At 64.0% G+C, this 26,225-nt stretch carries 30 protein-coding genes and 1 pseudogene; 15 read left to right on the top strand and 16 right to left on the bottom strand.

What is annotated here, in order from left to right; translation table 11 throughout:
• Window positions 1–122: 122 nt before the first annotated feature.
• The gene (locus EN749_RS07520; protein WP_024502197.1) at window positions 123–446 is read right to left on the bottom strand and encodes a hypothetical protein; all 324 of its coding nucleotides are present in this window, start codon (window positions 444–446) and stop codon (window positions 123–125) included.
• 176 nt (window positions 447–622) lie between these two features.
• On the opposite strand from EN749_RS07520, the gene mbfA reads away from it, so the two are divergent.
• The gene (gene mbfA, locus EN749_RS07515; RefSeq protein WP_128362864.1) at window positions 623–1,606 is read left to right on the top strand and encodes an iron exporter MbfA; all 984 of its coding nucleotides are present in this window, start codon (window positions 623–625) and stop codon (window positions 1,604–1,606) included.
• A gap of 165 nt (window positions 1,607–1,771) precedes the next feature.
• Here mbfA and EN749_RS07510 read toward each other — a convergent pair whose 3' ends face one another.
• Both EN749_RS07510 and EN749_RS07505 read right to left on the bottom strand, forming a co-directional pair.
• Window positions 1,772–2,116 (bottom strand): antibiotic biosynthesis monooxygenase, encoded by a 345-nt coding sequence (locus EN749_RS07510; protein ID WP_127383493.1) that lies wholly within the window; start codon window positions 2,114–2,116, stop codon window positions 1,772–1,774.
• Window positions 2,113–2,445, bottom strand: coding sequence for an NIPSNAP family protein (locus EN749_RS07505; protein WP_013528650.1), 333 nt, complete (start codon window positions 2,443–2,445; stop codon window positions 2,113–2,115). The genes EN749_RS07510 and EN749_RS07505 overlap by 4 nt, the downstream gene beginning before the upstream one ends.
• A 347-nt stretch (window positions 2,446–2,792) precedes the next feature.
• Here EN749_RS07505 and EN749_RS07495 point away from each other — a divergent pair, with 347 nt between their 5' ends.
• Window positions 2,793–3,467, top strand: coding sequence for a winged helix-turn-helix domain-containing protein (locus EN749_RS07495; protein ID WP_127395879.1), 675 nt, complete (start codon window positions 2,793–2,795; stop codon window positions 3,465–3,467).
• A 12-nt stretch (window positions 3,468–3,479) separates the two neighbouring features.
• Here the strand turns inward: EN749_RS07495 and ligD are convergent, their stop codons facing one another.
• Together ligD and EN749_RS07485 are read right to left on the bottom strand one after the other, a co-directional pair.
• Window positions 3,480–5,996 carry a DNA ligase D gene (ligD, locus tag EN749_RS07490; protein ID WP_128362863.1) on the bottom strand — a complete coding sequence of 839 codons (2,517 nt, stop codon included), beginning with the start codon at window positions 5,994–5,996 and terminating at the stop codon, window positions 3,480–3,482.
• Between the two features lie 12 nt (window positions 5,997–6,008).
• Window positions 6,009–6,878, bottom strand: a complete 870-nt coding sequence (locus tag EN749_RS07485) for a Ku protein (protein ID WP_128362862.1) — start codon at window positions 6,876–6,878, stop codon at window positions 6,009–6,011.
• 377 nt (window positions 6,879–7,255) lie between these two features.
• On the opposite strand from EN749_RS07485, the gene EN749_RS07480 reads away from it, so the two are divergent.
• Together EN749_RS07480 and EN749_RS07475 are read left to right on the top strand one after the other, a co-directional pair.
• Complete coding sequence (locus EN749_RS07480) at window positions 7,256–7,396, top strand: hypothetical protein (protein ID WP_013528645.1); 141 nt, start codon at window positions 7,256–7,258, stop codon at window positions 7,394–7,396.
• Window positions 7,397–7,650: 254 nt separating this feature from the next.
• The gene (locus EN749_RS07475; RefSeq protein ID WP_281061874.1) at window positions 7,651–8,079 is read left to right on the top strand and encodes a DCC1-like thiol-disulfide oxidoreductase family protein; all 429 of its coding nucleotides are present in this window, start codon (window positions 7,651–7,653) and stop codon (window positions 8,077–8,079) included.
• Between the two features lie 5 nt (window positions 8,080–8,084).
• On the opposite strand, the gene EN749_RS07470 is transcribed toward EN749_RS07475, so the two are convergent.
• The 3 genes from EN749_RS07470 to EN749_RS07460 all read right to left on the bottom strand — a co-directional run bounded on the left by EN749_RS07470 (window position 8,085) and on the right by EN749_RS07460 (window position 11,616).
• The gene (locus tag EN749_RS07470; protein WP_128362860.1) at window positions 8,085–8,468 is read right to left on the bottom strand and encodes a DUF1850 domain-containing protein; all 384 of its coding nucleotides are present in this window, start codon (window positions 8,466–8,468) and stop codon (window positions 8,085–8,087) included.
• Complete coding sequence (locus tag EN749_RS07465) at window positions 8,465–10,570, bottom strand: TRAP transporter permease (RefSeq protein ID WP_127395884.1); 2,106 nt, start codon at window positions 10,568–10,570, stop codon at window positions 8,465–8,467. The genes EN749_RS07470 and EN749_RS07465 overlap by 4 nt, the downstream gene beginning before the upstream one ends.
• Window positions 10,571–10,656: 86 nt before the next feature.
• Window positions 10,657–11,616 carry a TAXI family TRAP transporter solute-binding subunit gene (locus EN749_RS07460; protein ID WP_127395885.1) on the bottom strand — a complete coding sequence of 320 codons (960 nt, stop codon included), beginning with the start codon at window positions 11,614–11,616 and terminating at the stop codon, window positions 10,657–10,659.
• A gap of 259 nt (window positions 11,617–11,875) precedes the next feature.
• On the opposite strand from EN749_RS07460, the gene EN749_RS07455 reads away from it, so the two are divergent.
• Both EN749_RS07455 and EN749_RS07450 read left to right on the top strand, forming a co-directional pair.
• Entirely contained in the window at window positions 11,876–12,244 is a 369-nt protein-coding gene (locus tag EN749_RS07455; RefSeq protein WP_127267556.1) for a YciI family protein, read from the top strand.
• A 7-nt stretch (window positions 12,245–12,251) separates the two neighbouring features.
• Window positions 12,252–13,496, top strand: a complete 1,245-nt coding sequence (locus EN749_RS07450; protein ID WP_128362859.1) for an RNA polymerase sigma factor — start codon at window positions 12,252–12,254, stop codon at window positions 13,494–13,496.
• 3 nt (window positions 13,497–13,499) lie between these two features.
• Here EN749_RS07450 and EN749_RS07445 read toward each other — a convergent pair whose 3' ends face one another.
• The 6 genes from EN749_RS07445 to hrcA form a co-directional block, all read right to left on the bottom strand.
• Complete coding sequence (locus tag EN749_RS07445; protein ID WP_127398827.1) at window positions 13,500–14,126, bottom strand: glutathione S-transferase family protein; 627 nt, start codon at window positions 14,124–14,126, stop codon at window positions 13,500–13,502.
• A 130-nt stretch (window positions 14,127–14,256) separates the two neighbouring features.
• Window positions 14,257–15,237, bottom strand: coding sequence for a cysteine synthase A (gene cysK, locus EN749_RS07440; RefSeq protein ID WP_127267553.1), 981 nt, complete (start codon window positions 15,235–15,237; stop codon window positions 14,257–14,259).
• Window positions 15,238–15,431: 194 nt separating this feature from the next.
• Window positions 15,432–16,049, bottom strand: coding sequence for a LysE family translocator (locus EN749_RS07435; RefSeq protein ID WP_128362858.1), 618 nt, complete (start codon window positions 16,047–16,049; stop codon window positions 15,432–15,434).
• Between the two features lie 278 nt (window positions 16,050–16,327).
• On the bottom strand, window positions 16,328–17,677 hold the full coding sequence (locus EN749_RS07430; RefSeq protein WP_128362857.1) for a sorbosone dehydrogenase family protein: 1,350 nt from the start codon (window positions 17,675–17,677) through the stop codon (window positions 16,328–16,330).
• A 98-nt stretch (window positions 17,678–17,775) separates the two neighbouring features.
• Window positions 17,776–17,973, bottom strand: coding sequence for a hypothetical protein (locus EN749_RS07425; RefSeq protein ID WP_023814156.1), 198 nt, complete (start codon window positions 17,971–17,973; stop codon window positions 17,776–17,778).
• 24 nt (window positions 17,974–17,997) lie between these two features.
• Entirely contained in the window at window positions 17,998–19,080 is a 1,083-nt protein-coding gene (gene hrcA, locus EN749_RS07420; RefSeq protein WP_023814157.1) for a heat-inducible transcriptional repressor HrcA, read from the bottom strand.
• Window positions 19,081–19,257: 177 nt separating this feature from the next.
• Here hrcA and rph point away from each other — a divergent pair, with 177 nt between their 5' ends.
• From rph to EN749_RS07390, 6 genes are all read left to right on the top strand, one after another.
• A complete protein-coding gene (gene rph / locus EN749_RS07415) occupies window positions 19,258–19,974 on the top strand; it encodes a ribonuclease PH (RefSeq protein WP_127396273.1) in 717 nt (238 codons plus the stop codon).
• Window positions 19,975–20,238: 264 nt separating this feature from the next.
• Window positions 20,239–20,649 (top strand): VOC family protein, encoded by a 411-nt coding sequence (locus EN749_RS07410; RefSeq protein ID WP_127396274.1) that lies wholly within the window; start codon window positions 20,239–20,241, stop codon window positions 20,647–20,649.
• Window positions 20,649–21,296, top strand: a complete 648-nt coding sequence (gene rdgB, locus EN749_RS07405) for an RdgB/HAM1 family non-canonical purine NTP pyrophosphatase (RefSeq protein WP_128362856.1) — start codon at window positions 20,649–20,651, stop codon at window positions 21,294–21,296. The genes EN749_RS07410 and rdgB overlap by 1 nt, the downstream gene beginning before the upstream one ends.
• A complete protein-coding gene (hemW, locus tag EN749_RS07400) occupies window positions 21,293–22,456 on the top strand; it encodes a radical SAM family heme chaperone HemW (RefSeq protein ID WP_128362855.1) in 1,164 nt (387 codons plus the stop codon). Before rdgB ends, hemW begins: the two co-directional genes overlap by 4 nt.
• 3 nt (window positions 22,457–22,459) lie before the next feature.
• A complete protein-coding gene (locus EN749_RS07395; RefSeq protein WP_127808455.1) occupies window positions 22,460–22,783 on the top strand; it encodes a low molecular weight protein tyrosine phosphatase family protein in 324 nt (107 codons plus the stop codon).
• 25 nt (window positions 22,784–22,808) lie between these two features.
• Window positions 22,809–23,246 carry an EamA family transporter gene (locus EN749_RS07390; RefSeq protein ID WP_127808454.1) on the top strand — a complete coding sequence of 146 codons (438 nt, stop codon included), beginning with the start codon at window positions 22,809–22,811 and terminating at the stop codon, window positions 23,244–23,246.
• 73 nt (window positions 23,247–23,319) lie between these two features.
• On the opposite strand, the gene EN749_RS07385 is transcribed toward EN749_RS07390, so the two are convergent.
• Complete coding sequence (locus tag EN749_RS07385; protein ID WP_127808453.1) at window positions 23,320–23,511, bottom strand: hypothetical protein; 192 nt, start codon at window positions 23,509–23,511, stop codon at window positions 23,320–23,322.
• A gap of 134 nt (window positions 23,512–23,645) precedes the next feature.
• Between EN749_RS07385 and rsmI the strand changes: the two genes are divergently transcribed.
• Window positions 23,646–24,575, top strand: coding sequence for a 16S rRNA (cytidine(1402)-2'-O)-methyltransferase (rsmI, locus tag EN749_RS07380; protein ID WP_127382148.1), 930 nt, complete (start codon window positions 23,646–23,648; stop codon window positions 24,573–24,575).
• On the top strand, window positions 24,568–24,945 hold the full coding sequence (locus EN749_RS07375) for a YraN family protein (protein ID WP_127808452.1): 378 nt from the start codon (window positions 24,568–24,570) through the stop codon (window positions 24,943–24,945). Before rsmI ends, EN749_RS07375 begins: the two co-directional genes overlap by 8 nt.
• Window positions 24,946–25,140: 195 nt before the next feature.
• On the opposite strand, the gene EN749_RS07370 is transcribed toward EN749_RS07375, so the two are convergent.
• Window positions 25,141–25,947, bottom strand: a complete 807-nt coding sequence (locus EN749_RS07370; protein ID WP_127808451.1) for an undecaprenyl-diphosphate phosphatase — start codon at window positions 25,945–25,947, stop codon at window positions 25,141–25,143.
• A gap of 124 nt (window positions 25,948–26,071) precedes the next feature.
• On the opposite strand from EN749_RS07370, the pseudogene EN749_RS38635 reads away from it, so the two are divergent.
• A pseudogene (locus EN749_RS38635) lies at window positions 26,072–26,225 on the top strand (glutathione S-transferase family protein); the annotation flags it as partial.

Here is a 26,225-nt window from a genome sequence, read left to right as displayed (position 1 = left end):
CATCTGGCTGCCGCCACCTTCTCCCCGTAAACGGGGAGAAGGACGCTGTCGCCTTTGGTTTCGCCAATCTTCAGCGTTGCAAGGGGGTGCGGCGCCGAGATCGGCAAATTGGCCACCCAATTCTAGCCAAGCAAAGTCCTCTGCCGCTTGCTCCCACCCAGCTTGCGCCAGTTGTTGAAACGGTGGCTGGCGGCGGCAAAGGATATCTTCATCTGCTGGGCGACCGAGTAGCGCGACTTGCCCTCGTCGAACATGCGGTAGCAGCACTCGACGCCCTCCTCCGTCAGTTTGCCGTCCGGCGCCTTGTTGTGCGGGTTGGCGGGGTCGAATTTCTCGACCTGCTGCTCGACCAGCCCCTTCAGGCGCTGCAGGTCGGCCTCGATGCTGGCGATGAGATCGAGAACGGGCTTGGGATCATAGGGGTGCGGAGGCTGTTTTGCCGTCATCTGCCGGTTCCTTGTTCTTGGCTTGAGTCCAGCAATATAGGTGAACATTCACTGATAATGAAGGGCCACCGCGGGCGCGGGGCTTCAACAATTCTTGACCGCGACCCAAGCGGACAATTGACCGAAGGTGTTCAAAACCCTAGTTTAGAACTGTTCTAAACTAGGGTGAATTCCTCATGCTTTCCCGTGTTTTCGGCTTCGGCCGCCGCCCCTTCGAATCGCTCTCCGAACAGGAGATCCTGGCGCTGGCCATTTCCTCCGAGGAGGATGACGGTCGCATTTACCGGGCCTATGCCGACGGGCTGACGGAAAACTTCCCGCAATCGGCAAAAGTGTTCGAGGAGATGGCCGAGGAAGAGGATGGCCATCGCGATGCGTTGATCGAGCTTTTCCGCAAGCGGTTCGGCGAGCGCATACCGCTGATCCGGCGCGAACATGTGAAGGGTTATTACGAGCGCAAGCCCGACTGGCTGGTCCGGCCGCTTGGCATCGAGCACGTGCGCAGCCATGCCGAGGCGATGGAGCGGCAAGCCTACCTTTTCTATGTCGAGGCGGCCAAGCGCACGGTAGATGCTTCGACGCGAAAACTGCTTGATGATCTGGCGGTGGCCGAACTGGGCCATGAGACCCTGGCGCAGCGGCTGGAGCAGAAACATGTGCCGGGCGCCGTCAAGGCCGAGGAGGCCAGCGCCGAGCAGCGCCAGTTCATCCTCACCTATGTGCAACCAGGGCTGGCCGGGCTAATGGACGGGTCGGTGTCCACTCTGGCGCCGATCTTTGCCGCTGCCTTTGCCACGCACGACACCTGGCAGACGCTGCTGGTCGGGCTTGCCGCCTCGATCGGCGCCGGCATTTCGATGGGCTTCACCGAAGTCGCTTCCGACGACGGCAAGCTGTCGGGCCGCGGCTCGCCGATCAAGCGCGGTCTGACCGTCGGCATCATGACGACGCTGGGCGGTCTCGGACACGCGCTCCCCTATGTCATTCCGCATTTCTGGACGGCCACCGGGGTTGCCGCGGTGGTGGTGTTCTTCGAATTGTGGGCGATCGCCTTTGTCCAGAACCGCTACATGCAGACGCCTTTCCTGCGTGCCGCCTTCCAGGTGGTGCTGGGCGGCGCCCTGGTGTTCGCGGCCGGCGTGCTGATCGGGAATGCATAGCTTTTTCCCTTCCCCCCTTGTGGGGGAAGGTGGATCGGCGCGCAGCGCCGAGACGGATGAGGGGTGTTCCAGCGGAGTGAGACGTTGGCGTTCCCTGGAACACCCCTCATCCGTCGCCTGCGGCGACACCTTCTCCCACAGGGGGAGAAGGAAGAAACTTGCCACTCACCCATTCACCGCCCGGCTATCCCTAGGCGCCTCGTCCCTCTCCGTCAGCCCATAATCCCTCACCACATGGGCGATGCGCAATCGGTAGCCGGTAAAGATACCGCCACGGCCGGCCTTCTGCGCCTGCCGGTGTTCCTCGGTGTTGCGCCAGGCCTTCACGGCTTCCTCGTCGCGCCAGAATGACAGCGACAGGATGCGGTTCGGATCGGCCAGGCTCTGGAAACGCTCGATGGAAAGAAAGCCGTCGATGCCGTCGAGCAGTGGACGCAGGTCCGCGGCGATGCTCAGATAGGCGTCGCGCCGGCCTTCCGCCGGCTCGACTTCGAAGATGACGGCAATCACGGCAGCACCAGTTTCGCGTGCGGGCCTGAGGCCAGTTTCAGGAACATGCGATCCTCCTTCAGGATGAATCTCTCGCGCTTGGCGAATTCGTAGTTTGCCTTGCCGGCGGGATCGGCGGCAAGCCGGGCGCGATAGGCTTCGTAGGCCGCCAGGCTCTCGATGTTGTAGGCGGCATACGCGGTCGTCGCCGAGCCCTCATGCGGCGCGTAGTAACCGATCAGATCGGCGCCGCAGCGTGGAATGGCCTGGCCCCAATTGCGCGCATACTCCTCGAAGGCCGCCTTGCCGAACGGGTCGATCTCGTAGCGGATGAAGCAGGTGATGGTCATTGTGGTCTCCTTGGGGTGCGTCGATAGTTCGAGCGGCATCGAAACGTTGTGTCGTCTGGTCTGCTAGGGCTGCCAGAAGGACTTCGCGCATTCGCGGCGCACGTCTTGCCGCGCTAGCCCAAGATCGCGCAGCTGATGATCATCGATCTAGGCAAGGTCCAGACGCTGCAAATGGCGGTCATACCAGCGGGCCAGCTGCCGCGAACGCAGCCAGCTGACGAACGGGAAGAATTGACGGCTGGGGAGCGGGGCTGAGGGGAAAGCGGTTCGTTCGGCCATCATCGTCTCCTTGATCTCACCTGAGAATAGTGATTATCTGACAAGAACGCTTCGATGAGGAACGAACTATGCGTGAAGGACCCGACATCGCCCGCATCGCCAGCCTGGTCGGCGACCCGGCACGGGCAAACATGCTGAATGCCCTGATGGGCGGCACGGCGCTGACGGCGAGCGAACTGGCGCTCGAGGCCGGCGTTTCGCTGCCGACCGCCAGCTCGCACCTGGGCAAACTGATGGAAGGTGGGCTGCTCACGGTGGCGAGCCAGGGCCGGCATCGCTATTACGGCCTCGCCGGACCGCAGGTGGCGGGCATGATCGAAGCCATCACAGGCGTCGCGGAAGCCGTCGGTCCAAGGCGTGTGCGCCCGGGTCCGCGCGATGGCGCCATGCGCGTGGCGCGCGTCTGCTACGATCACCTCGCCGGCGAGCAGGCGGTGGCGATGCTCGATCGGCTCGTCGCCAAAAACGTATTGGTCCGCGACGAACAGGAGATCAGGCTCGGGCCATCGGCGGCTTCGCATTTCGCGGCGATAGGCATCGACGTTTATACCAAGCCGCGCCGGCCGGTGTGCCGCGCCTGCCTCGACTGGAGCGTGCGCCGTTCGCACCTCGCCGGCACGCTGGGCGCCGCCATCCTCGAGAAGATCCTGGCCGAGAAATGGGCGCGCCGCGAGAAGGACAGCCGCGCGGTGATCTTCTCGCCGCCGGGTAGACAGGCGTTTGAGAGGGTGTTTCTGTCCTGAACGGGCGAAGCGTTAACCCCGCCTCAGAGCCTTGCCCTGCTTAAAGAAATCCGACCACGGATCGGCTTTCGCCAGCTGTTTCAGCGTAGTCTTGTCGCCGATCGGGAAAGCGTTCGGCGCCAAGCCGGCCTCGATCTCTGGCCACGTCACCGGCATCGACACCGTGGCGCCCTTCTTGGCGCGTGACGAATAGGGCGCGACCGTCGTCGAGCCCCTGCCATTGCGCAGATAGTCGACGAAGATCTTTCCCGTACGCGCTTTTTTCGACAGCGTCGCCGTGTAGCGGTCGGGGGCACCCTGCTCCAGCGCACGGGCAAAATCATGGGCGAAGGTTTTGACCTCCTCCCAATCCGACGCTGGTCTCAGCGGCACCATGACGTGAAAACCCTTGCCGCCCGAAGTCTTGACGAAATTCGGCAGCGACAGCTCGTCGAGCTTGCCCCTGATATCGAGTGCCGCCTCGCGGACCGCTTTCACGTCGACACCTTCATCGGGATCGAGATCGAAGATGATCTGGTCGGGCTTTTCGATCTCGTCGATCGTGCACCCCCAGATGTGGATCTCGACCACGCCATACTGGACCAATGCGGCGACACCATCGAAATCCCGGATGTACAAGATCTCCTCGCCGTCAGTCGGATCCTTCATGCGCGCGATCTTGTCGCTCATACCGGCCGAGGCATGTTTCTGGAAGAAACGCTGGCCACCGACACCGTCCGGCGCCCGCACCAGGCTGAGCGGCCGGTTGACGACAAACTGTTCCATGCGCGGCCAAACCTGCGCGTAATGGTCGAGCAGGCCCTGCTTGGATATGTTTTCGTCCGGCCACAGCAGCTTGTCGGGATGCGAGAGTTTTACCGTGGTCGTCATCGATCCGGCGGCTTTGCCACCCGATGCCGGCTTGGCCGTGCTCTTGCCTGTCGATGGCTTGCCTGTCGACGCTTCGGGCTTTTCCTGCACGACTTCCTCCGCCGGCTTGTCCTCGCGCAATCCCTGGAACGAGGCGTGGCGTATTATACGGTCCGAGGTCCAGCTGCGAAACTCCACTTCGCCGACAAGTTCGGGCTTGACCCAGACCAGGCCTTTGCCCTTCGGCACCGCGGTGGAGAAGGGCGATGTTTTTGCCGTCAATGCATCGAGTTTTGCCTTCAGCTCATTGGCGCCCTTGCCGGAGAAACCAGTGCCGACGCGCCCGGCATAATGCAGCTTGCCGCCCTCGTGGAAGCCGACCAGGATCGAGCGCAGGCCGCGCCCGGTCTTGTCCGACGGCAGATAGCCGCCGATGACGAATTCCTGCCGCGCCGTGCATTTCGACTTCACCCAGGTCGGGCCGCGGCCGCTGCGATAGGGTGCATCGGCACGCTTGGAGACGACGCCTTCCAGGCCCATCCGGCAGGCATGCTCCAGCATGATCTTGCCGGGTTCGGAAAAGTGGTCGCTGAAGCGGACCGCCGGATTGTCGGACTGCTTGCCGAGCAAATCCTGCAAGGCCTGCTTGCGCTCGACCAGCGGCTCGCGCCGCAAATCCCTTCCATCGAGGCGCATCAGATCGAATACGTAATAGATGAAGCGATTCGTCCGCTTCGCCGACAGATCCTGCTGCAACAGCGCGAAAGACGAGACGCCGCTGTCGGCCAGCACGACCACCTCGCCATCGATGATGGCGTCGCTGCACTTCAGCGCGGCCAACTCCGCGACGATCTCGCCGCCGAACTTCTTCGTCCAGTCGAGGCCGGTCCGGGTCAGCAGCCGCACGTCGGTGCCGGCGATCTGTGCCTGCATGCGGTAGCCGTCGAACTTCACCTCATGCAGCCAGTCCTTGCCCGGCGGCGCATCGCGCTCCAGCGTGGCCAGCTGCGGCTCGATGAAGTCGAGTTTCTTGCCCGCGGCCTTCGTCTTGCCGGCGGCCGGCTTGTTGGAATGCCAGACCTTCGGCTTCTCACCCTTCGCGGTCTTGCCCTGGCCGACCTCCTCGATGGTCAGGCCCGACTTCACCGATTCCGGCGCCTCCTTGAGGATGTCTTCGCCCGGACGCGCTGCGGCATCGTCCGACTTGATCAGCAGCCAGTTGTCGCGCTTTTCACCCGCACGCGGCTTCAGTCGCACCAGATGCCATGCCCCATGCAGCTTGTGTCCCTTGAGCTCGAAGCTGATATGGCCCTTCTTCATCGCCTTGGCCGGGTCGATCTCGGGGGTCCAGGTGCCCTCGTCCCAAACGATGACCGAACCGCCGCCATATTCGCCCTTGGGAATGGTGCCCTCGAACGGCGCATAGTCGATCGGGTGATCCTCGACATGCACGGCCAGTCGCTTCTCATGCGGATCAAGGCTCGGGCCGCGCGTCACCGCCCAGCTCCACAGCACGCCGTCATGCTCGAGCCGCAGGTCGTAATGCAGCCGCGTCGCGGCATGCTTGTGGATGACGAAGATGCCGCCCGCGCCGCCCTGCTTGGTCCGGGCGACCTTGCCGGCCGGTTCGGCGGTTTTCTTGAAATCGCGCTTGGAGTGATATTGCTCGAGGCTGGCCATCCGTTGGGTTCCTCAGGCCGATTTGCGTTTGGGCGCGCTGGCTTTCGGCTTGGCGCGTTTGGCCGCCGGCTTGGCTTTCGCCGACGAAGGCTTTTTCGATGATCCGGAATCTGACAGGCTCTTCTTCAGCGCGTCGAACAGATTGACGACATTGGAAGGCTTGGGCGCCGCCTTGGCCTTCGGCGCCTTGTGGCCAGCCTTCTTGGCGCGGATCAGCTCCAGCAGCGCGTCCTCGTATTTGTCGTCGAATTTCGAGGGATCGAACTTCGTCTTCTTCTTGTCGATGATCAACTCGGCGAGGTCGGTCATCTCCTGATCGGTCTTCACCGACTCGATGTCGCCGAAGACGGTGTCCTGCTGGCGCACCGTGTTGTCGTAGCGCAGCGTCGTCAGCACCATGCCTTTGCCGAGCGGCTCGATAACCACCGGCCGTTCGCGTCGGTAGAGCACGATACGCGCCAACCCGGCCATCTTCTTGCCCGCCATCGCGTCGCGAATGACGGCGAACGCTTCTTCCGACACCTTGTCGGCCGGGGCGACATAATAGGGCGTATCGAGATAGATCTGCTGGATCGAAGCTTTGTCGACGAAACCGTCGAGCGCCATCGTGTGCGAGGATTCGATCTGCACCGCCTCGATCTCGTCTTCCTCGATATGGATGAAATCGCCATCGTCGAGTTCATAGCCCTTGATCTCGTCATCCTCCCCCAGAGGCTTGCCGGTTTCGGCATCGACATAGAGGCGCTTCACCGTGTTGCCGGTCTTGCGGTTGAGAATCCGAAACGAGACCCGCTCCGTGTGGGTGACGACATTGGTGAGTTCGACGGCACAGGTGACCAGCGAAAGCTTTAAATAGCCTCTCCAGGCCGGACGCGGCGCCATGATATCTCCCTTCCACAACCAGATGAAGGTGAGAACGGACAGACCGCGCTCCAGTTCCGCGCTCACGGACCGATCTGGATGCCAAGGGCGCGCCCGAGGCCTTATGGCCGCCAGCACCTGAATTTCGCGGGCGCGGCAAAAGTTGAAACAGAACCGCGCGCGCGCGACATTCAAACGAAACATATGTGATGCAAAAGTCACATTGGCCGGAATGCCGACGAACTGCACCGAAAGACCCCGAATCAGCCGCAATCCAGCCACGAGCGAGGCATTTTCGACCAGATATTAACATCACGTTCACCGACTATTCACGCCTCGACGCTATGATGACCGCAATTCGGAAGGGACATCCGAAAATCGGGACAGGGACAAGGGTAATGAACTTCCTCGCGCACCTCATCGGCTATGCCGCCGCCATCCGCGAATTCGTCGCGCCGACCTATCGGCCCGAGCGCTATTACATGCGCGGGCCCGGCCCTGCTTGCGCCCGTCGCGGCAACTCGCTGGGCGCGCACTGATCATGGCTTTCGAAAATCGCCACGACAGCAGGATCTGCAGGCCGGCCGCCTCTATCCGCGCCACCACCTATCGCGCCGAGCGTCCCGCTCTCGCCGACAGGCGCCGTGCGACATCGCCACGGCTTTGATACCGACGCTGGCCGGCTTAGTGTCATAGGACACGAGCAGCCGAGGCCAGCGTGACCGACCATTCCCAACCCAGTCGACCCCAGTCAAATCGTCCCTCCGGAACAACTCTCGACGCACGCCATCGATTGATCGTTTTCGATGGCGTCTGCGTGCTCTGCTCAGGCTTCGTGCGCATGGTGGTCAGGCTCGATCGCCAAGGCCGTTTCCGCTTCGCCACCGCGCAGTCGCCCTTCGGTGAAACGCTGTTTCGGAAGCATGGACTGCGCACGGACTCTTACGAAACCAACCTCGTCCTGATCGACGGCGTCGCCTTCACGCGGCTCGACAGCTTCGTCGCTGTCAAGGCGGAACTCGGCTGGCCCTGGCGGGCGGCAAAAACGCTGCTGCTGCTGCCGCGCCCGCTGCGCGACTGGCTCTATGATCGCGTTGCCAGGAATCGCTACGCGCTGTTCGGCAGGAAGGACAGCTGCGAGGTTCCTTCTCCGGAGCTGCGCGAGCGGTTCCTTGGCTGGGGGTGTGGCTGCTGGAGAATGAGCCGCCGCTCACCGGCTTGATTATGCTACCGCGGCTGGCTCGTGCCGTCCGATCCGCACGGCTCCAGCGCGATTGTATCGCCGGCCGCCTTGCCCAGTTCCCTACAGCCTTGAACCGAGCACAGCGTCCAGCCGTCGCCGGTTGCGCCGGAGGCGGCGAGTATGACGCGCCGCTGTGGGCCGACCGTGGGCGTGTAGGCCCACCAGCCATTCTTCAGCACCGCGCCTTCCGATGGCTCCATGCCGGCGCCCGAGCCCTTGACCCGCGCCTCGACCAGCTGCAGGCCGATAGGCGTGACCTTCCAGTCTTCCTCCCAGCGCGTCCGTTCCACCGAATGCGTCCAGGACAGCGTAAAGGCGGCGACGGAGAACGTCACCATCTTGCCGGCGGCCAGGATGCAAAGGCTCATGTTTTGACTGAAGCCTGCCGCGCACGAAAGCAGTGCCAGCCGATCCAGGCCAGCGCCAGCGCCCAGCCGGCCTCGTCGGTCAGCGGCACCGCGGCGACCAGAAGCACGCCGGCGGCGAAGGCAAGCAGGCGTTCCCACCCCGCCATGCGGCGGGCGAGAAAGCCGACGGCGGCGGCACCCCACAGCACGATGCCCATGCAGGCCTTGGCGACGATGTAGGCGACCTCGACGGGATAGCCGAACTGGGCGGCGATCGGCCCGGCATCCTGCAGCATCAGAGCCGGCGTGTAGACCGCCATGAACGGCACGACGAAGCCGGCAATGGCGAGTTTAGTCGCCTGGATGCCGATCTTCAGGCCACTTTCCCTAGCCATGGGTGCCGCGGCAAAGGCGGCCAGCGCCACTGGCGGCGTCAGATCGGCCATGATGCCGAAATAGAAGACGAACATGTGGCTGACCAGCAGCGGCACGCCGAGTTCCAGCAGCGCCGGCCCGGCCAACGACGAGGTGATGATGTAGTTGGGAATGGTCGGGATGCCCATGCCCAGCACCAGGCAGGTGAGCATGGTCAGCAACAGCGACAGGAACAGATTGTTCTCGCCGATCGAGATGATCCAGCCGATGAAGGTCGAAGCGATGCCGGTCAGCGTCAGCGTGCCGATGACGATGCCGACGATGGCGCAGGCAATGCCGACCGGCAGCGCGTTCTTGGCCCCTTCGGCGAGCGAGTCGACGCAGATTTGCAACGTCTCGCGGCCGCCCCTGAACGTGAAGCAGGCGACGACCAGTGCGGCGATCACCAGGCCGAGGAGGTTGACGCCGAACTTCATGAACGAAGCGGCGGCAAGCCCGAGCGCTATCCAGAAGACGATGCGGAAGGCGAGCGGTCCGATCGCTGCTGCCAGCGGCGTGCCGAGGATGAGCACGATGGTCAGCGCCAGGCCCATCGTGCCGGCGAAGATCGGTGTATAGCCGGCAAACAGCAGGTAGATCAGGGCTGCCAGTGGCAGCACCAGCGGCCAGTGTTGCCGCACCGCGTCCCATGGATTGGGCAGCTCCGCTTTGGCCATGCCGTGCAGCCCGGCCTTGCCGGCTTCCAGATGCACCTGCCAGAAGCACGCGCCGAAATAGAGCAGCGCTGGGATGATCGCCGCCTTGACCACATCGGCATAAGGCACGTTCAGCGTCTCGGCCATGATGAAGGCGACCGCGCCCATCACCGGCGGCATGATCTGGCCGCCCATGGAGGAGGTCGCCTCGACGGCACCGGCAAAGGCCGAGCGGAAGCCGAAGCGCTTCATCAGCGGGATGGTGAACTGGCCGCTGGCCACCACATTGGCGACGCCCGAGCCGGAAATCGTGCCCATCAGCGCCGACGACAGCACGCAGACCTGCGCCGGGCCGCCGCGCCACGTGCCGACAAGGCCGAGCGCGAAATCGTTGAACAGCGCGATCATGCCGGCGCGTTCGAGAAAGGCGGCAAAGACAACGAAGATGAAGATGTAGGCGGCCGAGACATAGATCGGCGTGCCGTAGATGCCTTCGGTGCCGTAGGCGAAGGTGTCGACCAGCTGGGCGAAATCATAGCCGCGATGGACGAGCGGCGGCGGCAGATGGTTGCCGAAAAAGCAGTAGGCGAGAAAGATGAAGGCGATGATCGCCAGCGGCAGCCCCATCAGCCGCCGCGCCGCCTCGAAGACCAGCACCACCAGCACCGCGCCGACGATGAGATCCGGCGTGGTCAGGAAGCCGGAGCGGCGGATGAGGTCGGTGTAGAACACCCAATTGTACAGGCCGGTGCCGAAGCCGAGCGCGCCGAGCGCCCAGAACGCTGCTTTGGCCGGCATGCTCTTGGCGCGCAGGTTGGCGATCAGGCCGAAGCCGAGCAGCAGCAGGAAGCCGACATGCATGGCCCGCACCACCTGGCTCGGAATGCTGCCATAGGCGGCGACATAGATCTGGAACACGGAAAAGGCGACGGCGATGAGAAAGGCGGCCTTGCCGGCGATGCCGTCGCCGAAGCCGGGTGGCAGTCCTTCGACTTGTTCTTCGACGGCAGGCAGATGGAAGGTGGCGGATTTGCCGTCGGTTATTTCGCTCATCCGACGCACTCCAAAGCAAGCGAATTGTAGCGCCAGGCGCCCCCCTCTGCCCTGCCGGGCATCTCAGATAGCCGAGCCATGCTCCGCTATTTCAACAACCCCTTCTCCTTGTAATAACGCTCAGCGCCGGGGTGCAGCGGCACCGGCATGCCGGCGAGCGCCTTGGCCGGGTCGATCGCCTTGGCGGCGGCATGGGCCGCGGCCAGTTGGTCGAGATGGTCGAACATCAGCTTGGTCATCTGATAGGCGGTTTCGTCGGAGACATCGGCGCGGGTGATGAGGAAATTGCCGACGGCGGCGGTGGCGACATCCTCGCTCTGGCCCTCATAGGTACCCTTGGGAATGACCACCGAAAGATAGGGCGAGCCGATCTTCGCAACATCCTCGGCCGGCACCGCCACGACATTGATCGGCACCGAGGTGGCGAGGTCGCGGATCGAGGCGACGCCGAGCCCGGCCGATTGCAGCGTGGCGTCGAGCTGCCGGTTCTTGATCAGCTCGACCGATTCGGCGAAGGGCAGGTATTCGACTCGGCCGAGATCCTCGTATTTCAGCCCCGCGGCGGCGAAGATCGCGCGCGCATTGAGTTCGGTGCCCGACGCCGGTGCGCCGACCGACAGGCTCTTGCCCTTGAGGTCGGCCAGCGTCTTGATGCCGGACTCCTGGCTGGCGACGATCTGGATGTAATTGGGATAGATGGCGGCGATGCCGCGCAATTTGTCGAGCTTGCCTGGGAAACCGGCCTCGGCATTGCCTTCGGCGGCCATCTTGACGGAATCGCCGAGCGCAAAAGCGATCTCGCCCTTGCCCTGCTGCAGCAGATTGAGGTTTTCAACCGAAGCCTTGGTCGCCTGCACCTGGGTGCGCGCGCCTTCGATGCCCTTGCCGTAGATTTCCGACAACGCCACGCCGAGCGGATAATAGACGCCGGATGTGCCGCCGGTCAGCACGTTGATGAATTCCTGGGCTCCTGCCGACACAGCGCCAAGGCCAAGTGACAGCGCCACAGCGCCGGCTGCAACAAGTTTCGTTCTGAAATGAAACATCCGATTTCCCTCCCTGAAATATCGACGACCGCACCGCCTCCCAGGTGCGAACCGGGGCGAGTTTAGACAGTGGGCCGGAAATGCCAACCCGCAATTGTGCTCGTTAGACGAACGGTTGAGAGATCGGGAAGCAGATGGCGGCTTGCACAAAAATCCGTCGGAGCGGAAAGTTTTTCCGCAGCCTGTCGAAATCGTGCGCTGCTGCGCGACATACGTCCGGCTCGCAACGACGCGGCCTTCGAAACAACGGGAGAAGACCATGCGATACATGATTTTGATTTACGCCGACGAAGCCGCGATGGCGAATGCCCCGGCCGAGGCGACCTACCAGATGAGTGCCGCCTATGGCGCCTATACTGAGGCCCTGAAGAAATCCGGCGCGTGGCTGGCCGGTGACCGGCTGCGCCCGAGTCAGGCGACCACCTCGGTTCGGGTGGCTGGTGGCAAGACCAACGTCCTCGACGGCCCCTATGCTGACACCAAGGAGCAGCTTGCAGGCTTCTACATGATCGAGGCCGCGGATGCCGACGCCGCGATCGCCTGGGCGGCGCGCTGCCCGGCGGCCAGCGCCGGCACTGTCGAGCTGCGGCCGATCTGGGAACTGACCGAGTACCTGTCTGAGAAATGACGATGTGATGGACAGTCGCTCCGAGACCGCCCGGGCGGCCGCCGAGGCTGCCGCCCGGCAGAGCTACGGCAAGCTGGTCGCCTGGCTCGCTGCGCGCACGCGCGACGTGGCCGCCGCCGAGGACGCGCTGGCCGATGCCTTTGCCGCCGCCCTCGAGCGCTGGCCGCGAACCGGCGTGCCGGAAAAGCCGGAAGCCTGGCTGCTGGCGGTGGCGCGGCGGCGCCGTGTCGATGCGGGGCGGCGGCGGCTCACCAGCGAGGCCGGTCGCGAGCATCTCAAGCTGATTGCGCAGGAGGCGGAGGCACGCATGACCGAGGAAGACCTGCCCGACGATCGGCTGCGGCTGATGTTCGCTTGCGCCCATCCGGCGATCGAATCGAGCGTACGTTCGCCGCTCATTCTGCAGACGGTGCTGGGGTTCGACGCCGCGACGATCGCCTCCGCCTTCCTGGTCTCCCCCGCAACCATGGGCCAGCGCCTGGTGCGGGCCAAGAGCCGCATCCGTGAAACCGGCATTCCGTTCCGCGTGCCGGAGCGGGCCGAACTCGGCGAAAGGCTGGACGCGGTGCTGGAGGCGATCTATGCCGCCTTCGCCGAAGGCTGGTCCGATCCGGCCGGCACCGAAACGCGGCGCCGCAACCTGGCGACCGAAGGCATCTGGCTCGGCCGGTTGGTGGCCTCGCTGATGCCGGAGGAACCGGAGGCACTGGGCCTGTTGTCGCTGATGCTGTTTGCCGAGTCTCGCCGCGCCGCACGGCGCAGCGCCGAAGGCGACTTCGTGCCGTTGGCGGAGCAGGATTGCCTTCTATGGGACCGTGCCCTCATCGACGAGGCGGAAGCGCTGCTTTCCCACGCCGCGGCCAAGGGCGTCATCGGCCGCTACCAGCTTGAGGCGGCCGTGCAGTCCGCGCATGCGGCACGAAGGCTCACCGGCCGCACCGACTGGGTGGCGATCCAGGAACTCTACGACGCGCTGCTTTCGATCGCAGGATCGCCGGTGGTGGCGATAAACCGCGCGGTGGCGATCGCCGAGGCCGAGGGCGCAGTGGCCGGATTGGCGGCTCTTTACGTGCTGGGCGACGACAAGCGGCTTGACGAGTACCAGCCCTATTGGGCCGCACGCGCCGGTCTCCTGGCCAGGCTTGGTCAGGTACCGCAAGCCTGCGAAGCCTATGACCGGGCGATCGGCCTCGAGCGCGACCCGGCGGTGCGCCGGTTCCTGCAAGGAAAAAGAGCGGTGCTCAGAAATTGAGCTTCAGCCCGGCCACATCTCGTGCGAGGTGTTGAGCGTCTTCATCAGCGGATGGTCGCGCAGCCGCGCCCACAGGCGTTCGATGTTCGGCCATGCCGTCCGCGCGCTGTCGATGTCGGGATACCAGGCCACCAGCATGACCAGATAGATGTCGGCCAGCGACATCCGGTCACCGACCAGCCAGTCACGGCCTTCGAGCGCGGCATCGAGAACGGCAAAGCCGCGGTCCATCTCGGCCACGGCCGCCTGCTTGACCGCCTTGGTGCCTTCGGGATCGGCAGTGTAGCGGTATGCGTAGTAGAAACGCAGCACCGCCGAATAGAGCACAGACGACATAAAGGCCATCCAGCGCAGGAAATCCGCGCGGGCAGGCGCTTCTGCTCCCGGCGCCAAATTGGCGTTGGGGTGGCGCTCGGCAAGCACGATGCAGATCGCTGCGGATTCGGTCATCGAGCTTCCGTCGGGCAAGGTCAGCACCGGCACCTGGTTCAACGGACTGATGTCGAGGAAGGCGGGATCGGGCCGGTCGGTCTTCGGCACGTCGATCTGCTCAAATGGTACATTGGCCAGCGCCAGCGCTGCCTCGACCACGAAGCCGCCGCTGCCGGGACGGGTATAAAGCTTGTACATAAATTCTCCCCCGACCTGCGCAAAGCAGGCCGGGGGAGATATGAACCGGAAGCGGTGTCGCCCTCAAGCCGCCGATGGCGGCCACGGGCGTTTTTTCAGCGGGCCAGCTTGGTCACGAAGAAGCGTCGGATTACGATCCCAGCCCCTCGAACAGGATGGTCGACAGATAACGCTCGGCGAAGGACGGGATGACCACCACAAGGTTCTTGCCCTTGTTCTCCGGCCGCGAGCCGACGACGATGGCCGCCTGCAGGGCGGCGCCCGAAGAGATGCCGACCGGCACGCCTTCGAGGCGGGCGACGAGGCGGGCATTGGCCACGGAATCCTCGTTCGACACTTTGACGATCTCGTCATAGATCGTCGTGTCGAGGATTTTGGGCGCAAAGCCGGCGCCGATGCCCTGGATCTTGTGCGGGCCGGGCTGGCCGCCCGACAGAACAGGCGAGGAGTCCGGCTCGACGGCGACGACATGCACGGAGGGCTTGCGCTTCTTCAGCACCTGGCCGACGCCGGTGATGGTGCCTCCGGTGCCGATACCGGCGACGAAGATATCGACCTCGCCATGCGTATCGTTCCAGATTTCCTCGGCCGTCGTCGTGCGGTGGATTTCTGGATTGGCCGGGTTCTCGAACTGCTGCGGGATGATCGCGTTGGGGATCGTCGCTGCCAGTTCGTCGGCCTTGGCGATGGCGCCCTTCATACCTTTCGGGCCTTCTGTCAGCACCAGTTCGGCGCCCAGCAGCGCCAGCATTTTCCGGCGCTCGATCGACATCGTTTCGGGCATCGTCAGAATCAGCTTATAGCCCTTGGCGGCAGCGGCGAAGGCAAGCGCGATGCCGGTGTTGCCCGACGTCGGTTCGATCAGCGTGGTCTTGCCGGGAGAGATCTTGCCCGACGCCTCCAGCGCCTCGATCATCGCCACGCCGATGCGGTCCTTGACCGAGGCGATCGGATTGAAGAATTCGAGCTTGGCGATGAGATTGGCGACGATGCCCTTTTCCCGGGCGAACTTGTCGAGCCGCACCAGGGGCGTATCGCCGATCGTGTCGGTGATGGAATCGTAGACGCGGCCGCGGCCGGGCACACGGGCTGATGTGGCGGGCTTCTTCATTTGTTTCGCTCCCAGAACTTCAGGCGAGTAAGGATTTCAGGCAAGTGGAATTGCAGGCAAGATAGGACCTTCGACCGTGCAAGATAGACTGTCGATTGGAAATATCCGAGTGGGACCTGTGTCTAAAACAGTGCCGTCTCGGAAAAGCATTTCCCGCAAAGGCCTGTTTGCGAAATGCTTTGGCCGAAAGCTCGCTATTGGCGGGCGGCAATCGCTGCAGCGGCACCGACCATGAAGCCGGCAGCCGTGCGGTTCAGCGCCTTGAGCGCGCGCGGAGATTTCAGGAACCAGCGCGCCTTGGCAGCCAGCGCAAGATACGGCACCAGCACCACCAACAGCACGACAACGGTCAGCGCGACGAGGATACCATAGTCTGCCAGCGTGATGGTTTTCAGGTCGACGATGGTCGGCGTGATGGCGAGATAGAAGATCATCGTCTTCGGATTGCCGAGCGTGACAGTCAGGCCGGCGGCAAAGCTCGACAGCAATCCCGCCCTGCCCGTTCGGGCTTCGACGGTCTCGGACGTGATGCCGCTGTTCCAGAAGCGCCAGCCGAGGAAGGCGAGATAGGCGACGCCGAGCCATTTGATGGCCAGGAAAACCATGCCGAAACTCTGTGCGACGAAGGCGAGGCCGAGCACCACGGCGGTCAGATAGGTGATGTCGCCAACCATCAGGCCAAACGACATCGCCAGCGACGAGCGGAAGCCGGAGCCGAGCGCACGCGCGACCAGCGCGGTGATGCCGGGACCAGGGATCGCGGCTGCGATGCCGAGGGCGGCGCTGTAGGCGAGGAATCCGGTAAGGGTCATGGCATTCGTCTCAGATCAGAATGCCTTGTCGCATGGGACCGGCTAAGATTGAATTCCCTGGGGTCGGATTCTATTGCACCAGATATCGGGGGCCTCGCCTCACGAAGCCCCCTCATCCGGCCGCTTCGCGGCCACCTTCTCCCCGAGGGGAGAAGAGACGGGCGCCAGCGCCTGCTGACTCCTCTCCCCTCGGGGAGAGGTCGGATTGCCCCGAATTGCTGTTGCAATTCGGTTTTGGCAATCCGGGTGAGGGGGCTGTGCGGTCCAGGTAAAATTGCTCAGGAGCGACCGTCGCCATGGGTGACACGCCAGATGGTACCGTTGCCGTCCTCGGTGACGATCAGCGCGCCATCCATGGTCACCGCCACACCGACCGGCCGGCCCCAGACCTCGCCGTTGGAGACGAAGCCGGTGATGAAATCCTCATATTCGCCGGTCGGCTTGCCGTCCTTGAACAGCAATCGCACCACCTTGTAGCCGGTCCGGTTGCCGCGGTTCCATGAACCGTGCAGAGCGACGAAAGCATCGCCCTTGTATTTGGCCGGAAAGCTCTTCCCTTCGTAGAAGGCGATGTTGAGCGGAGCCGAATGCGCCTGCATCAGCACATCGGGAACGGTCGTTTTGCCGGCAAGATCGGGGCGCTCACCCTTGTGGCGCGGATCCTCATTGTCGCCAATATAGTACCAGGGCCAGCCATAGAAGGCGCCCTCCTTGACCACGGTCGCGTATTCGGGCGGCACATTGTCGCCAAGCGCATCGCGTTCGTTGACGACGCACCACAGCGCGCCGGTCGCCGGCTGCACGGTCATGCCCGAGCAGTTGCGCAGGCCGGTGGCAAGGATGCGGCCATTCTTGCCATCGGGATCGAAGGCCAGCACGCCGGCGCGGCCGTCCTCGGATCCCCATGTGGCGCCGAGCGGCTGCGATTTCGCCCAGGCGTCGAGGCCGCCCTTCGGTTCCTTGCCCATGCGCTCGGCCACATTCGATCCCGAGCCGACCGACAGATAAAGCGTCTTGCCATCCGGCGAGAAGGCGATGTCGCGGGTCCAGTGATGACTGGCAGGGATGTTGCCGACGATGGTTTCCGGATCGCCGGAGGCCTTCAGGTCGCCATTGCGGTAGGCAAAGCGCACGATGCTGTCGCTATTGGCGACATAGACCCATTGCGGGTCAGCGCCCGGCGGATAGAAGGCAATGCCATAGGGCCGTTTGAGATTGCCTGCAAAGATGCCGTCCTGTGTCGGCTTCGCCCTGCCTTCGGCGAGGCGATAGATGCGGACCTGATTGGCTTTGCTGTCGGCGACGAACAGGTCGCCATTCGGCGCGACGCGCACGACGCGTGGATTGTCGATGCCCGATACAACCAGCTCGGCCGAGAATCCCGGCGGCAGTTGCAGCTTCGCGTCTGCCGGCATGTCCGCGACGCCAGCGCTGTTAGAGGTCGATCTGTTGGCATAGGGTTTAGGCAGATCATCCGGCCTGATCAGCCGGCGTGTGCCCGGCTTGTCGGCTCGCCAGTCACCGAAGGCGTCCGCGCCTTTCAGCACCGGCTCGTCCGCCTGCTGGGCGAATGAAGCGGTCGAGAGAAACAGTGCGGCGGAAAGTGCGGGGCCGGCAAAACGCATCATTCGGTCCTCCAATGTTTGGGCGTGAAAACAGGAACGACCGGTTTCGTCGATCGTTCCACGGCACATGATGAGGTGGAGGAAGCTTCCGGTTTCCCGGTTCAGGTCCCGGCGGCGTAAAAATCGTCGTCGAGGCGTTTTTCCAACTCGACGAGATCGGCCGGCAGCGGCAGGCCCATGGCGCGCATTTCCTGCAGTTTTTCGCGCAACTGCTCCTGGATCTCGTGCTGGTCTTCCGGCTGGTTGACCATCTCCTCCAGCAGCAGGCTGATCCGGGCCTTGAATTCTTCGAGCGCCATCATCGTCTCCTCGGTTGGATCAGCTCAGCGCAGCATGCGTGAAATCAGCTGCGCCGTATAGTCGACCATTGGGACGATGCGCGCGTAGTTCAGCCGGGTCGGGCCGATGACGCCGAGCGCGCCGACGACGCGGGCATCCTTGTCGCGATATGGGGCGACGACCAGCGACGAGCCCGACAGCGAAAACAGCTTGTTTTCCGAGCCAATGAAGATGCGCACGCCCGAGCCCTGCTCGGCGAGGTCAAGCAGCTGGATAAGCCCGTCCTGCGTCTCCATGTCCTCGAACAGATGGCGCAGCAGTTCGATGTCGGCCTGGGCGGTGACGTTTTCGAGCAGGTTGGCGCGCCCGCGCACGATGAGCCGTGCCGGCAGGCCGCTATCGGCGCCGGCCCATACCGCCAGCCCCTTCTCGACCAGGTCCTGCGACAGCGTGTCGAGCGCGGCCCTGGTTTCTTCCTTGATGCGGGCGATCTCGATCCGCGCCTCGGCCAGCGTGCGGCCGCGTATATGGGCGTTGAGGAAATTCGAGGCCTCGTGCAGTTGCGAGACGGTGATGCCGGCGGGCAGCTCGACGACGCGGTTTTCGACGTCGCCATTCTGCGACACCAGAACCGCCAGCGCCTTGGTCGGTTCGAGCTGGATGAATTCGATGTGTTTCAGCGCCACCTCGTTCTTGGCGGCCAGCACCAAGCCGGCGCCGCGCGACATGCCCGACAGCATCTGGCTGGCCTCGGTCAGCATGTGTTCCAGCGTCGCGCCCGAGCCGGACGCCCGAACCTGTGCCTCGATGGCGCGGCGCTCCTCGTCGGAAAGGTCGCCAAGCTCCATGAAGGCATCGACAAAGAAACGCAGGCCGGCCTGCGTCGGCAGCCGGCCGGCCGAAATGTGCGGCGCGTAGATCAGGCCGAGATGCTCGAGATCGCTCATGACGTTGCGGATGGTCGCCGGCGACAGCGAGGACGGCAGGATGCGCGACAGGCTGCGCGAGCCCACGGGTTCGCCGTCCCTTAGATAGGAGTCGACGATACGCCGGAAGATGTCGCGCGAACGCATGTCGAGCGACTGGAGCGCGGGCGACTGCGAAGCGGGATCGACTGCCTTGGTCATACGGCCAAAAACCTCCGGCCCAAGGATATAGACTTACACTGCACCCGCGCAACCCGGTGTCTGTGTGAGATCACCCGGTGTCTGAGTCCGATCGTCAGGCCATTTTCCTTTGCGCCACGGGGCCCATGCGGTTACAAGCCGGCCAAGATTCCGAAAAATGACAAGAAAGCAGCCTGAATGCGCCCTTCCAAACGCCAATTCGACGAAATGCGTGCCATCTCCTTCGAGCGCGGCGTCTCCAAGCATGCCGAAGGCTCATGCCTGGTGAAGTTCGGCGACACGCATGTCCTGTGCACGGCCAGCCTCGAGGAAAAAGTGCCGGGCTGGATGCGCAATTCCGGCAAGGGCTGGGTGACGGCGGAATACGGCATGCTGCCGCGCTCGACCGGCGAGCGCATGCGCCGCGAGGCTTCGGCCGGCAAGCAGGGCGGCCGCACGCTTGAAATCCAGCGGCTGATCGGCCGTTCCCTGCGCGCCGTGGTCGACCTGCAGGCGCTTGGCGAGCAGCAGATCACCGTCGACTGCGACGTCATCCAGGCCGATGGCGGCACCCGCACCGCATCGATCACCGGCGGCTGGGTGGCGCTGTATGACTGCCTGCGCTGGATGGAAGCGCGCCAGATGGCCAGCGTCGCCAAGGTGCTGAAGGACCATGTCGCGGCGATCTCCTGCGGCATCCATGACGGCCAGCCGGTCATCGACCTCGACTATGTCGAGGATTCCGCGGCCGGCACCGACGCCAATTTCGTCATGACCGGCAAGGGCGGCATCGTCGAGATCCAGGGCACCGCCGAGGGCGAGCCCTTTTCGGAAGAGCAGTTCGCGGACTTGATGGGCCTGGCCAAGAAAGGCATCCAGCGCCTGGTGAGTTTGCAGCAGATGGCGGTGGCTTAGTTTTTAGATGTCGAGTTTGAGCGCCCCCCTCTGGCCTGCCGGCCATCTCCCCCTCAAGGGGGGAGATCGGATGCCATTTCGGTCTTCGCCAATCTCCGGCGCTGCAGGGTGCGCGACAATGCAGAAGCTGCCAATCTCCCCACCTGAGGGGGGTGAGGCGTGGTCCGCGAAGCGGACGGAAAGCCAATTGCTTGGCTTTCCGAACAACGAACGCCCAGAGCGGCAGCGAAGGGCCGGGGCCGGCAGGCCAGAGGGGGGCGCCTCTTGACACCCTCCGCGATCCTTGAATCCGCTCTCTACGTCACCGATCTTCCCGCAGCGGAAAGCTTCTACACCGACATCCTCGGCCTCAATCTCCTCGGCAAGGTCGACGGCCGCCACCTCTTCTTCCGCTGCGGATCCGGTGTGCTGCTTGTCTTCAACGCCGAGGCGACCAAGATCCCGCCGGCGCCTGACGCCAGGCTGCCGGTGCCGCCGCATGGCGCGGTCGGCCAAGGTCATCTGTGCTTTACGGCGACCGGCGATGAAATCGCCGGCTGGAAAGCCCATCTGGAGGCAAAGAAGATCGCCATCGAGAGCGAATTCGAGTGGCCGCAGGGCGGCCGTTCGATCTATATACGCGACCCCTCGGGCAATTCGATCGAATTTGCCGAGCCACGAATCTGGGGCCTTTGATGCATTCTCTCGATGGAAAGAAGATCGTCGTCGCCAGCCATAATGACGGCAAGCTGCGCGAATTCGCGGACCTGATGGGGCCGTTCGGCTTCGAAGCGAAGTCGGCCAAGGAGTATGGCCTGCCGGAGCCGGACGAGACCGGCACCACCTTCGAGGAGAACGCCTACATCAAGGCGCTCGCCGCCGCCAAGGCGACCGGCCTGCCGGCGCTGTCGGACGATTCCGGCCTGTGCGTCGACGCGCTTGATGGCGCGCCCGGCGTCTACACCGCCAACTGGGCCGAAACCCCGGATGGCAGCAGAGATTTCGGCATGGCCATGCAACGCACCGAAGTGGCGCTGCAGGAAGTGGGAGCGGCCTTGCCGCAAGAGCGCAAGGGACGCTTCGTCGCGGTCATCTGCCTGGCGTTTCCCGACGGCGAGGCCGAATATTATCGCGGCGAGGCCGAAGGCACGCTGGTCTGGCCACCGCGTGGCGAGCTCGGCTTCGGCTACGATCCTGTGTTCCTGCCCGATGGCTTCGAAAAGACCTTCGGCGAGATGAGCGCTGAGGAAAAGCATGGCTGGAAGCCCGGCCAGCCGACGGCGCTGTCGCACCGCGCCCGTGCCTTCCAGAAATTCGCCAAGGCGAGATTGGGCTCGGCATGAGCATGGTGCTCGACCGGGCGCCCGGTTTCGGCGTCTATGTCCACTGGCCGTTCTGCGCGGCCAAATGCCCCTATTGCGACTTCAACAGCCATGTCCGCCACCAGCCGGTCGACCAGGAGCGCTTTGCCGCCGCCTTCGAGGCCGAACTGGCGACGATGCGCGAGCGCACCGGGCCGCGCGAGGTGACCAGCGTTTTTCTCGGCGGCGGCACGCCGTCGCTGATGAAGCCGGAAACCGTGGCCAGGGTTCTGGACGCCGTGGCGAAGAACTGGACTGTGCCTGACGGCATCGAGGTGACGCTGGAGGCCAATCCGTCCTCGGTCGAGGCCGAACGCTTTCGCGGCTACCGGACGGCCGGCGTCAATCGCGTGTCGCTCGGCGTTCAGGCGCTGAATGACAAGGATTTGCGCTTCCTCGGCCGGCTGCACAATGTCGATGAGGCCCTGCACGCCATCGGCCTCGCGCGGGAAATATTCCCAAGGCTGTCCTTCGACCTCATCTACGCCCGCCCCGGTCAGACGCCGGAGGCCTGGGCATCGGAGCTGGAACAGGCGATCGGCCATGCCGCCGACCATCTGTCGCTCTACCAGCTGACCATTGAGGAAGGCACGCCCTTCCACGCCCTGCATGCGGCGAAGAAATTCATCATTCCCGACAATGACCACGCCGCCGACCTCTATGCGCTGACGCAGGAGATCACCACGGCGCACGGCTTGCCGGCTTACGAGATTTCCAACCACGCAAGGCCGGGCGCCGAGAGCCGGCACAACCTCACCTATTGGCGCTATGGCGAATATGTCGGCGTCGGGCCGGGCGCGCATGGCCGCTTCGTCGAGCATGGCCGCCGCACGGTGACGATCGCCGAGCGGATGCCGGAAACCTGGGCCAATCTGGTCGAGGCCAAGGGCCATGGCGTCACCGGCGGCGAAATCCTGACGCGTTCGGAAGAGGCCGACGAATTCCTGCTGATGGGCCTGCGGCTCGCCGAAGGCATCGACCTCTCCCGCTACGAGGCGTTCTCCGGACGCGGCCTGTCGAGCGCGCGGCTGTCGATGCTGCAGGGAGAGGGGCTGGTGGCGCCGATCGGCAATGCGCGCCTGCGCGCCACACCGGCCGGCATGATCGTGCTCGACGCCGTGGTCGCCGATCTGGCGCGCTAACCCTTGAAGAACGCCCTCTTCGTCTGCAGCCAGAACCGCTTGCGCAGCCCTACCGCCGAACAGGTGTTTTCAACGCGCCGGGATATCGAGGTGGCCTCGGCGGGGACAAACCACGATGCGGACACGCCGCTGACGCATGAACTCGTCGCTTGGGCCGATATCATCTTCGTCATGGAAAAGGCGCACCGCACCAAGCTGCAGAAGAAATTCAAGTCCAGCCTGAAGAAGGCCCGTGTGATCTGCCTGGATATACCTGATAACTATGAATTCATGGATCTGGAGCTGATTGCACTTCTGAAGGCACGCGTCTCACGGTATCTCGGTTGAGACGTCATCCGCGAAGGCCACCTTGATGAACCTGACCGTATCCTCCTGGCAATTCTGGGCATTGCTCTCGGCTGCGTTCGCTGCCCTGACGGCGATCTTCGCCAAGGTTGGCATCGAGAACATCAATTCCGATTTCGCCACCTTCATCCGCACGGTCATCATCCTGATCGTGCTCGGTGCGATCCTGCTTGGCAGTGGCCAGTTCCAGTCGCCGGCCACGATCTCGGGAAAGACCTGGGCTTTCCTCGGCCTGTCCGGTCTGGCGACCGGCGCGTCATGGCTCTGCTACTTTCGGGCGCTCAAGATCGGCAATGCCGCGCAGGTGGCGCCGATCGACAAGCTAAGCGTCGTGCTTGTGGCGGTGTTTGGCGCGGCCTTTCTCGGCGAGCGGTTGTCCGGAGCGAATTGGCTTGGCGTCGCCCTTATCGCGGCGGGCGCGGTGCTGGTCGCCTATCGAGGCTAGTTGCGCGCCGTTGCGGGCATTCTTTGTTTCAAGACGGGTGATGAAGATATCGAAGCGATTGGGCATCGTCCGGTCAGTGCTCCGTCGTGCTGTCTGGTTTGTTGCTGTCCGAAAGCCTGCCCTTCGTCGGCGAGGTGCTCGCGGTCCGCTCTTTGGTCAGGCTGTTCTCGGTCTTGGCGGGCGGGCGCTTGGCCGTGGGCGCGGCACCGCGCTTGCGGCCGGCATAGTAGGGCTCGAAAGCGTCCTGTATCTTCAGGCTGTCCATCCTGTCCTCCTCCGGAATCAGGGGGCTAATCTGCCAACGCCGGTTTGGTTCCCCACTGTGGCAAAGGAAAGGCGGATTCCTTACATCGGCGTCAGCTTTTGCAAGCCCGCGTCAGCCGTGCCAAACAGGGCTGAATGGAGAAGTCATCGGTGACCGCAGAGACGAGCAAGCGCAGCTATGTGGTCGGGCAGACCGAGATCGCGGCACGGCCATTGGAGCCGGCGCTCTATCTGGTGGCGACGCCGATCGGCAATCTCGCCGACATCACGCTGCGCGCGCTGGAGACGCTGGCCGCCGCCGACATCGTTGCTTGCGAAGACACGCGGGTGTCGCGCGTGCTGCTCGACCGCTACGGCATTCGCCGCCGCACCACGGCCTATCATGAACACAATGCCGGCGAGGCGGGGCCGAAGCTGATATCGGCACTTCAGGCCGGGCAGAGCGTGGCGCTGATCTCCGATGCCGGCACGCCGCTGGTGTCCGATCCCGGCTACCGGCTGGTCGGCGAGGCGCTCGACCACGGCATTCGCGTGGTGCCTATCCCCGGCCCGTCAGCGCCGCTGGCGGCGCTGACGGCATCCGGCCTGCCGTCGGATGCCTTCCTGTTCGCCGGCTTCCTGCCGGTCAAATCAGGGCAGCGGCTGACACGGCTGGAAGCACTGAAGGCCGTGCCGGCGACATTGATTTTCTTTGAATCGCCGCGCCGGCTGGCTGACTCCCTGGCTGCCATGGTCGAAGCGCTCGGCGGCGAGCGCAAGGCCGCTATCGGCAGGGAATTGACCAAGACCTTCGAAGAGATGCGCACCGGCACGCTGCAGGCGCTGGCCGACCACTATGCTGCGGCCGATACGCCGAAGGGCGAAATCGTCGTCTGCGTCGGTCCGGCCGAGGCCAGGGTCGACGAGCCTGAAGACATCGACCGTCTGCTTCTGTCGCTTGCCGCCGAAATGCCGGCCTCCAAGGCGGCCGCGGAAGCTGCGAAGATGACCGGCGGCCAGAAACAGGCCCTCTATCGGCGGCTGCTTGACCTCAGGGAGACTTCTGGAGAAAGCGACAGTGGCTGAGCGCCCAAGCGTTAGCCGCCAAAAGGCCTATCGACGCGGTCATCGCGGCGAATGGCTGGCGGCGGCAGCACTGATGCTGAAGGGCTACAGAATCCTTGCGCGCCGCCACCGCACACGCTTCGGCGAGATCGACCTGATCGCGCGGCGCGGCGATCTGGTGCTGTTCGTCGAGGTCAAGGCGCGGCGCACGCTGATGGAAGCCATGGAGGCGATCGGTCATGAATCGGAACGTCGCATAGAAGGCGCGGCCGACATCTGGCTGTCGCGCCAAGCGGACTACGGCAGGCTGTCGATGCGCTTCGACATGGTCGCGGTGCTGCCCTGGCGCTGGCCGGTGCATGTCGAGAACGCGTTTTACGGGAGGAGTTAGTCCGTACAGACCCTTGTGCGAGGCGGCCCCCTCATCCGGCCGCTTCGCGGCCACCTTCTCCCCGTTGGGGAGAAGAGACTAGTGCCGGCGCCGACAGGCTCCTCTCCCCTCGGGGAGAGGTCGGATTGCCCCGAATTGCACTTGCAATTCGGCTGGCAATCCGGGTGAGGGGGAGCTCGCAACGATGCGCGTTCGCTAACCCCAGATCATCAACGCCAGCAGTCCGACACCGCCGACCACCAGCCGCCACCAGCCGAACAGCGCGTAGCCTTTGCGCGAGACGTAGTCGAGCAGGAAACGCACGACGATGAGCGCCGTGACAAAGGCGGCGACGAAGCCGACGGCGATGATCGGCAGGTCGGCACTGCTCAGCACGTTGCGGTTCTTGAACAGGTCGAAGGCGAAGGCGCCGACCATGGTCGGGATCGCAAGGAAGAAGGAAAATTCAGCGGCAGCGCGCTTATCGACGCCCAAAAGCAGGGCGCCGACGATGGTCGAGCCCGAACGCGATGTACCGGGAATGAGCGACAGGCACTGGAAAAGCCCGATCTGCAGGTAAAGCCGGGTCGGGAAGCGCTCGACATCGCGGTAGACCGGCTTGAGGTTCATGCGGTCCACCGCCAGCAGCACGACGCCGCCGATGATCAGCATGATGCAGATCAGCCTCGGCGATTCGAACAGCACCGTCTTGATGAAATCATGCGCCAGCGCGCCGATGATCGCCGCCGGCAGGAAGGCGATCAGGATACCGATGGCGAAATGCCGCGTCAGCCGGTCATGCGGCAGTTCGAGCAGCATCTTCCACAGGCGGCGGAAATAGACGCTGAGGATCGCCAGGATGGCGCCGAGCTGGATTAGGATCTCGAAGGCCTTGCCGGTCGAATGGAAGCCGAGGAAATGACCGGCAAGCAGAATATGGCCGGTCGACGACACCGGGATGAACTCGGTCAACCCCTCCAGCAGGCCGAGCAGCAGGGCTTCGACGATGGTCTGGCTTTCCATGGCTACCTCGGCATTGGCGTGACGGCTGACAGAAGGGCTTGCTTGTCATGGCGTTGAAGTCCCCCTATAGGTCGCAACACCCTGACGGCCCGCTAACCGGGCGGCCAAGACTTACCGGTGCGCCCTGCGATTCGCCAGTGCGCTTTATCATCGCGGAACCATGCTGACGCTTTTCCACCATCCCATGTTCGCCACCTGTCGCTTCGTCCGCCTCGCATTCGGCGAGTATGGCGAGGAGCTGGCTTTGATCGAGGAAAAGCCGTGGACCCGGCGCAAGG

It is taken from the genome of Mesorhizobium sp. M7A.F.Ca.ET.027.02.1.1 (assembly GCF_004022985.1).
Taxonomy (GTDB): domain Bacteria; phylum Pseudomonadota; class Alphaproteobacteria; order Rhizobiales; family Rhizobiaceae; genus Mesorhizobium.
The sequence above is the reverse complement of the archived record's forward strand: the minus strand, read 5'-3'. Positions and strand labels throughout refer to the sequence as shown.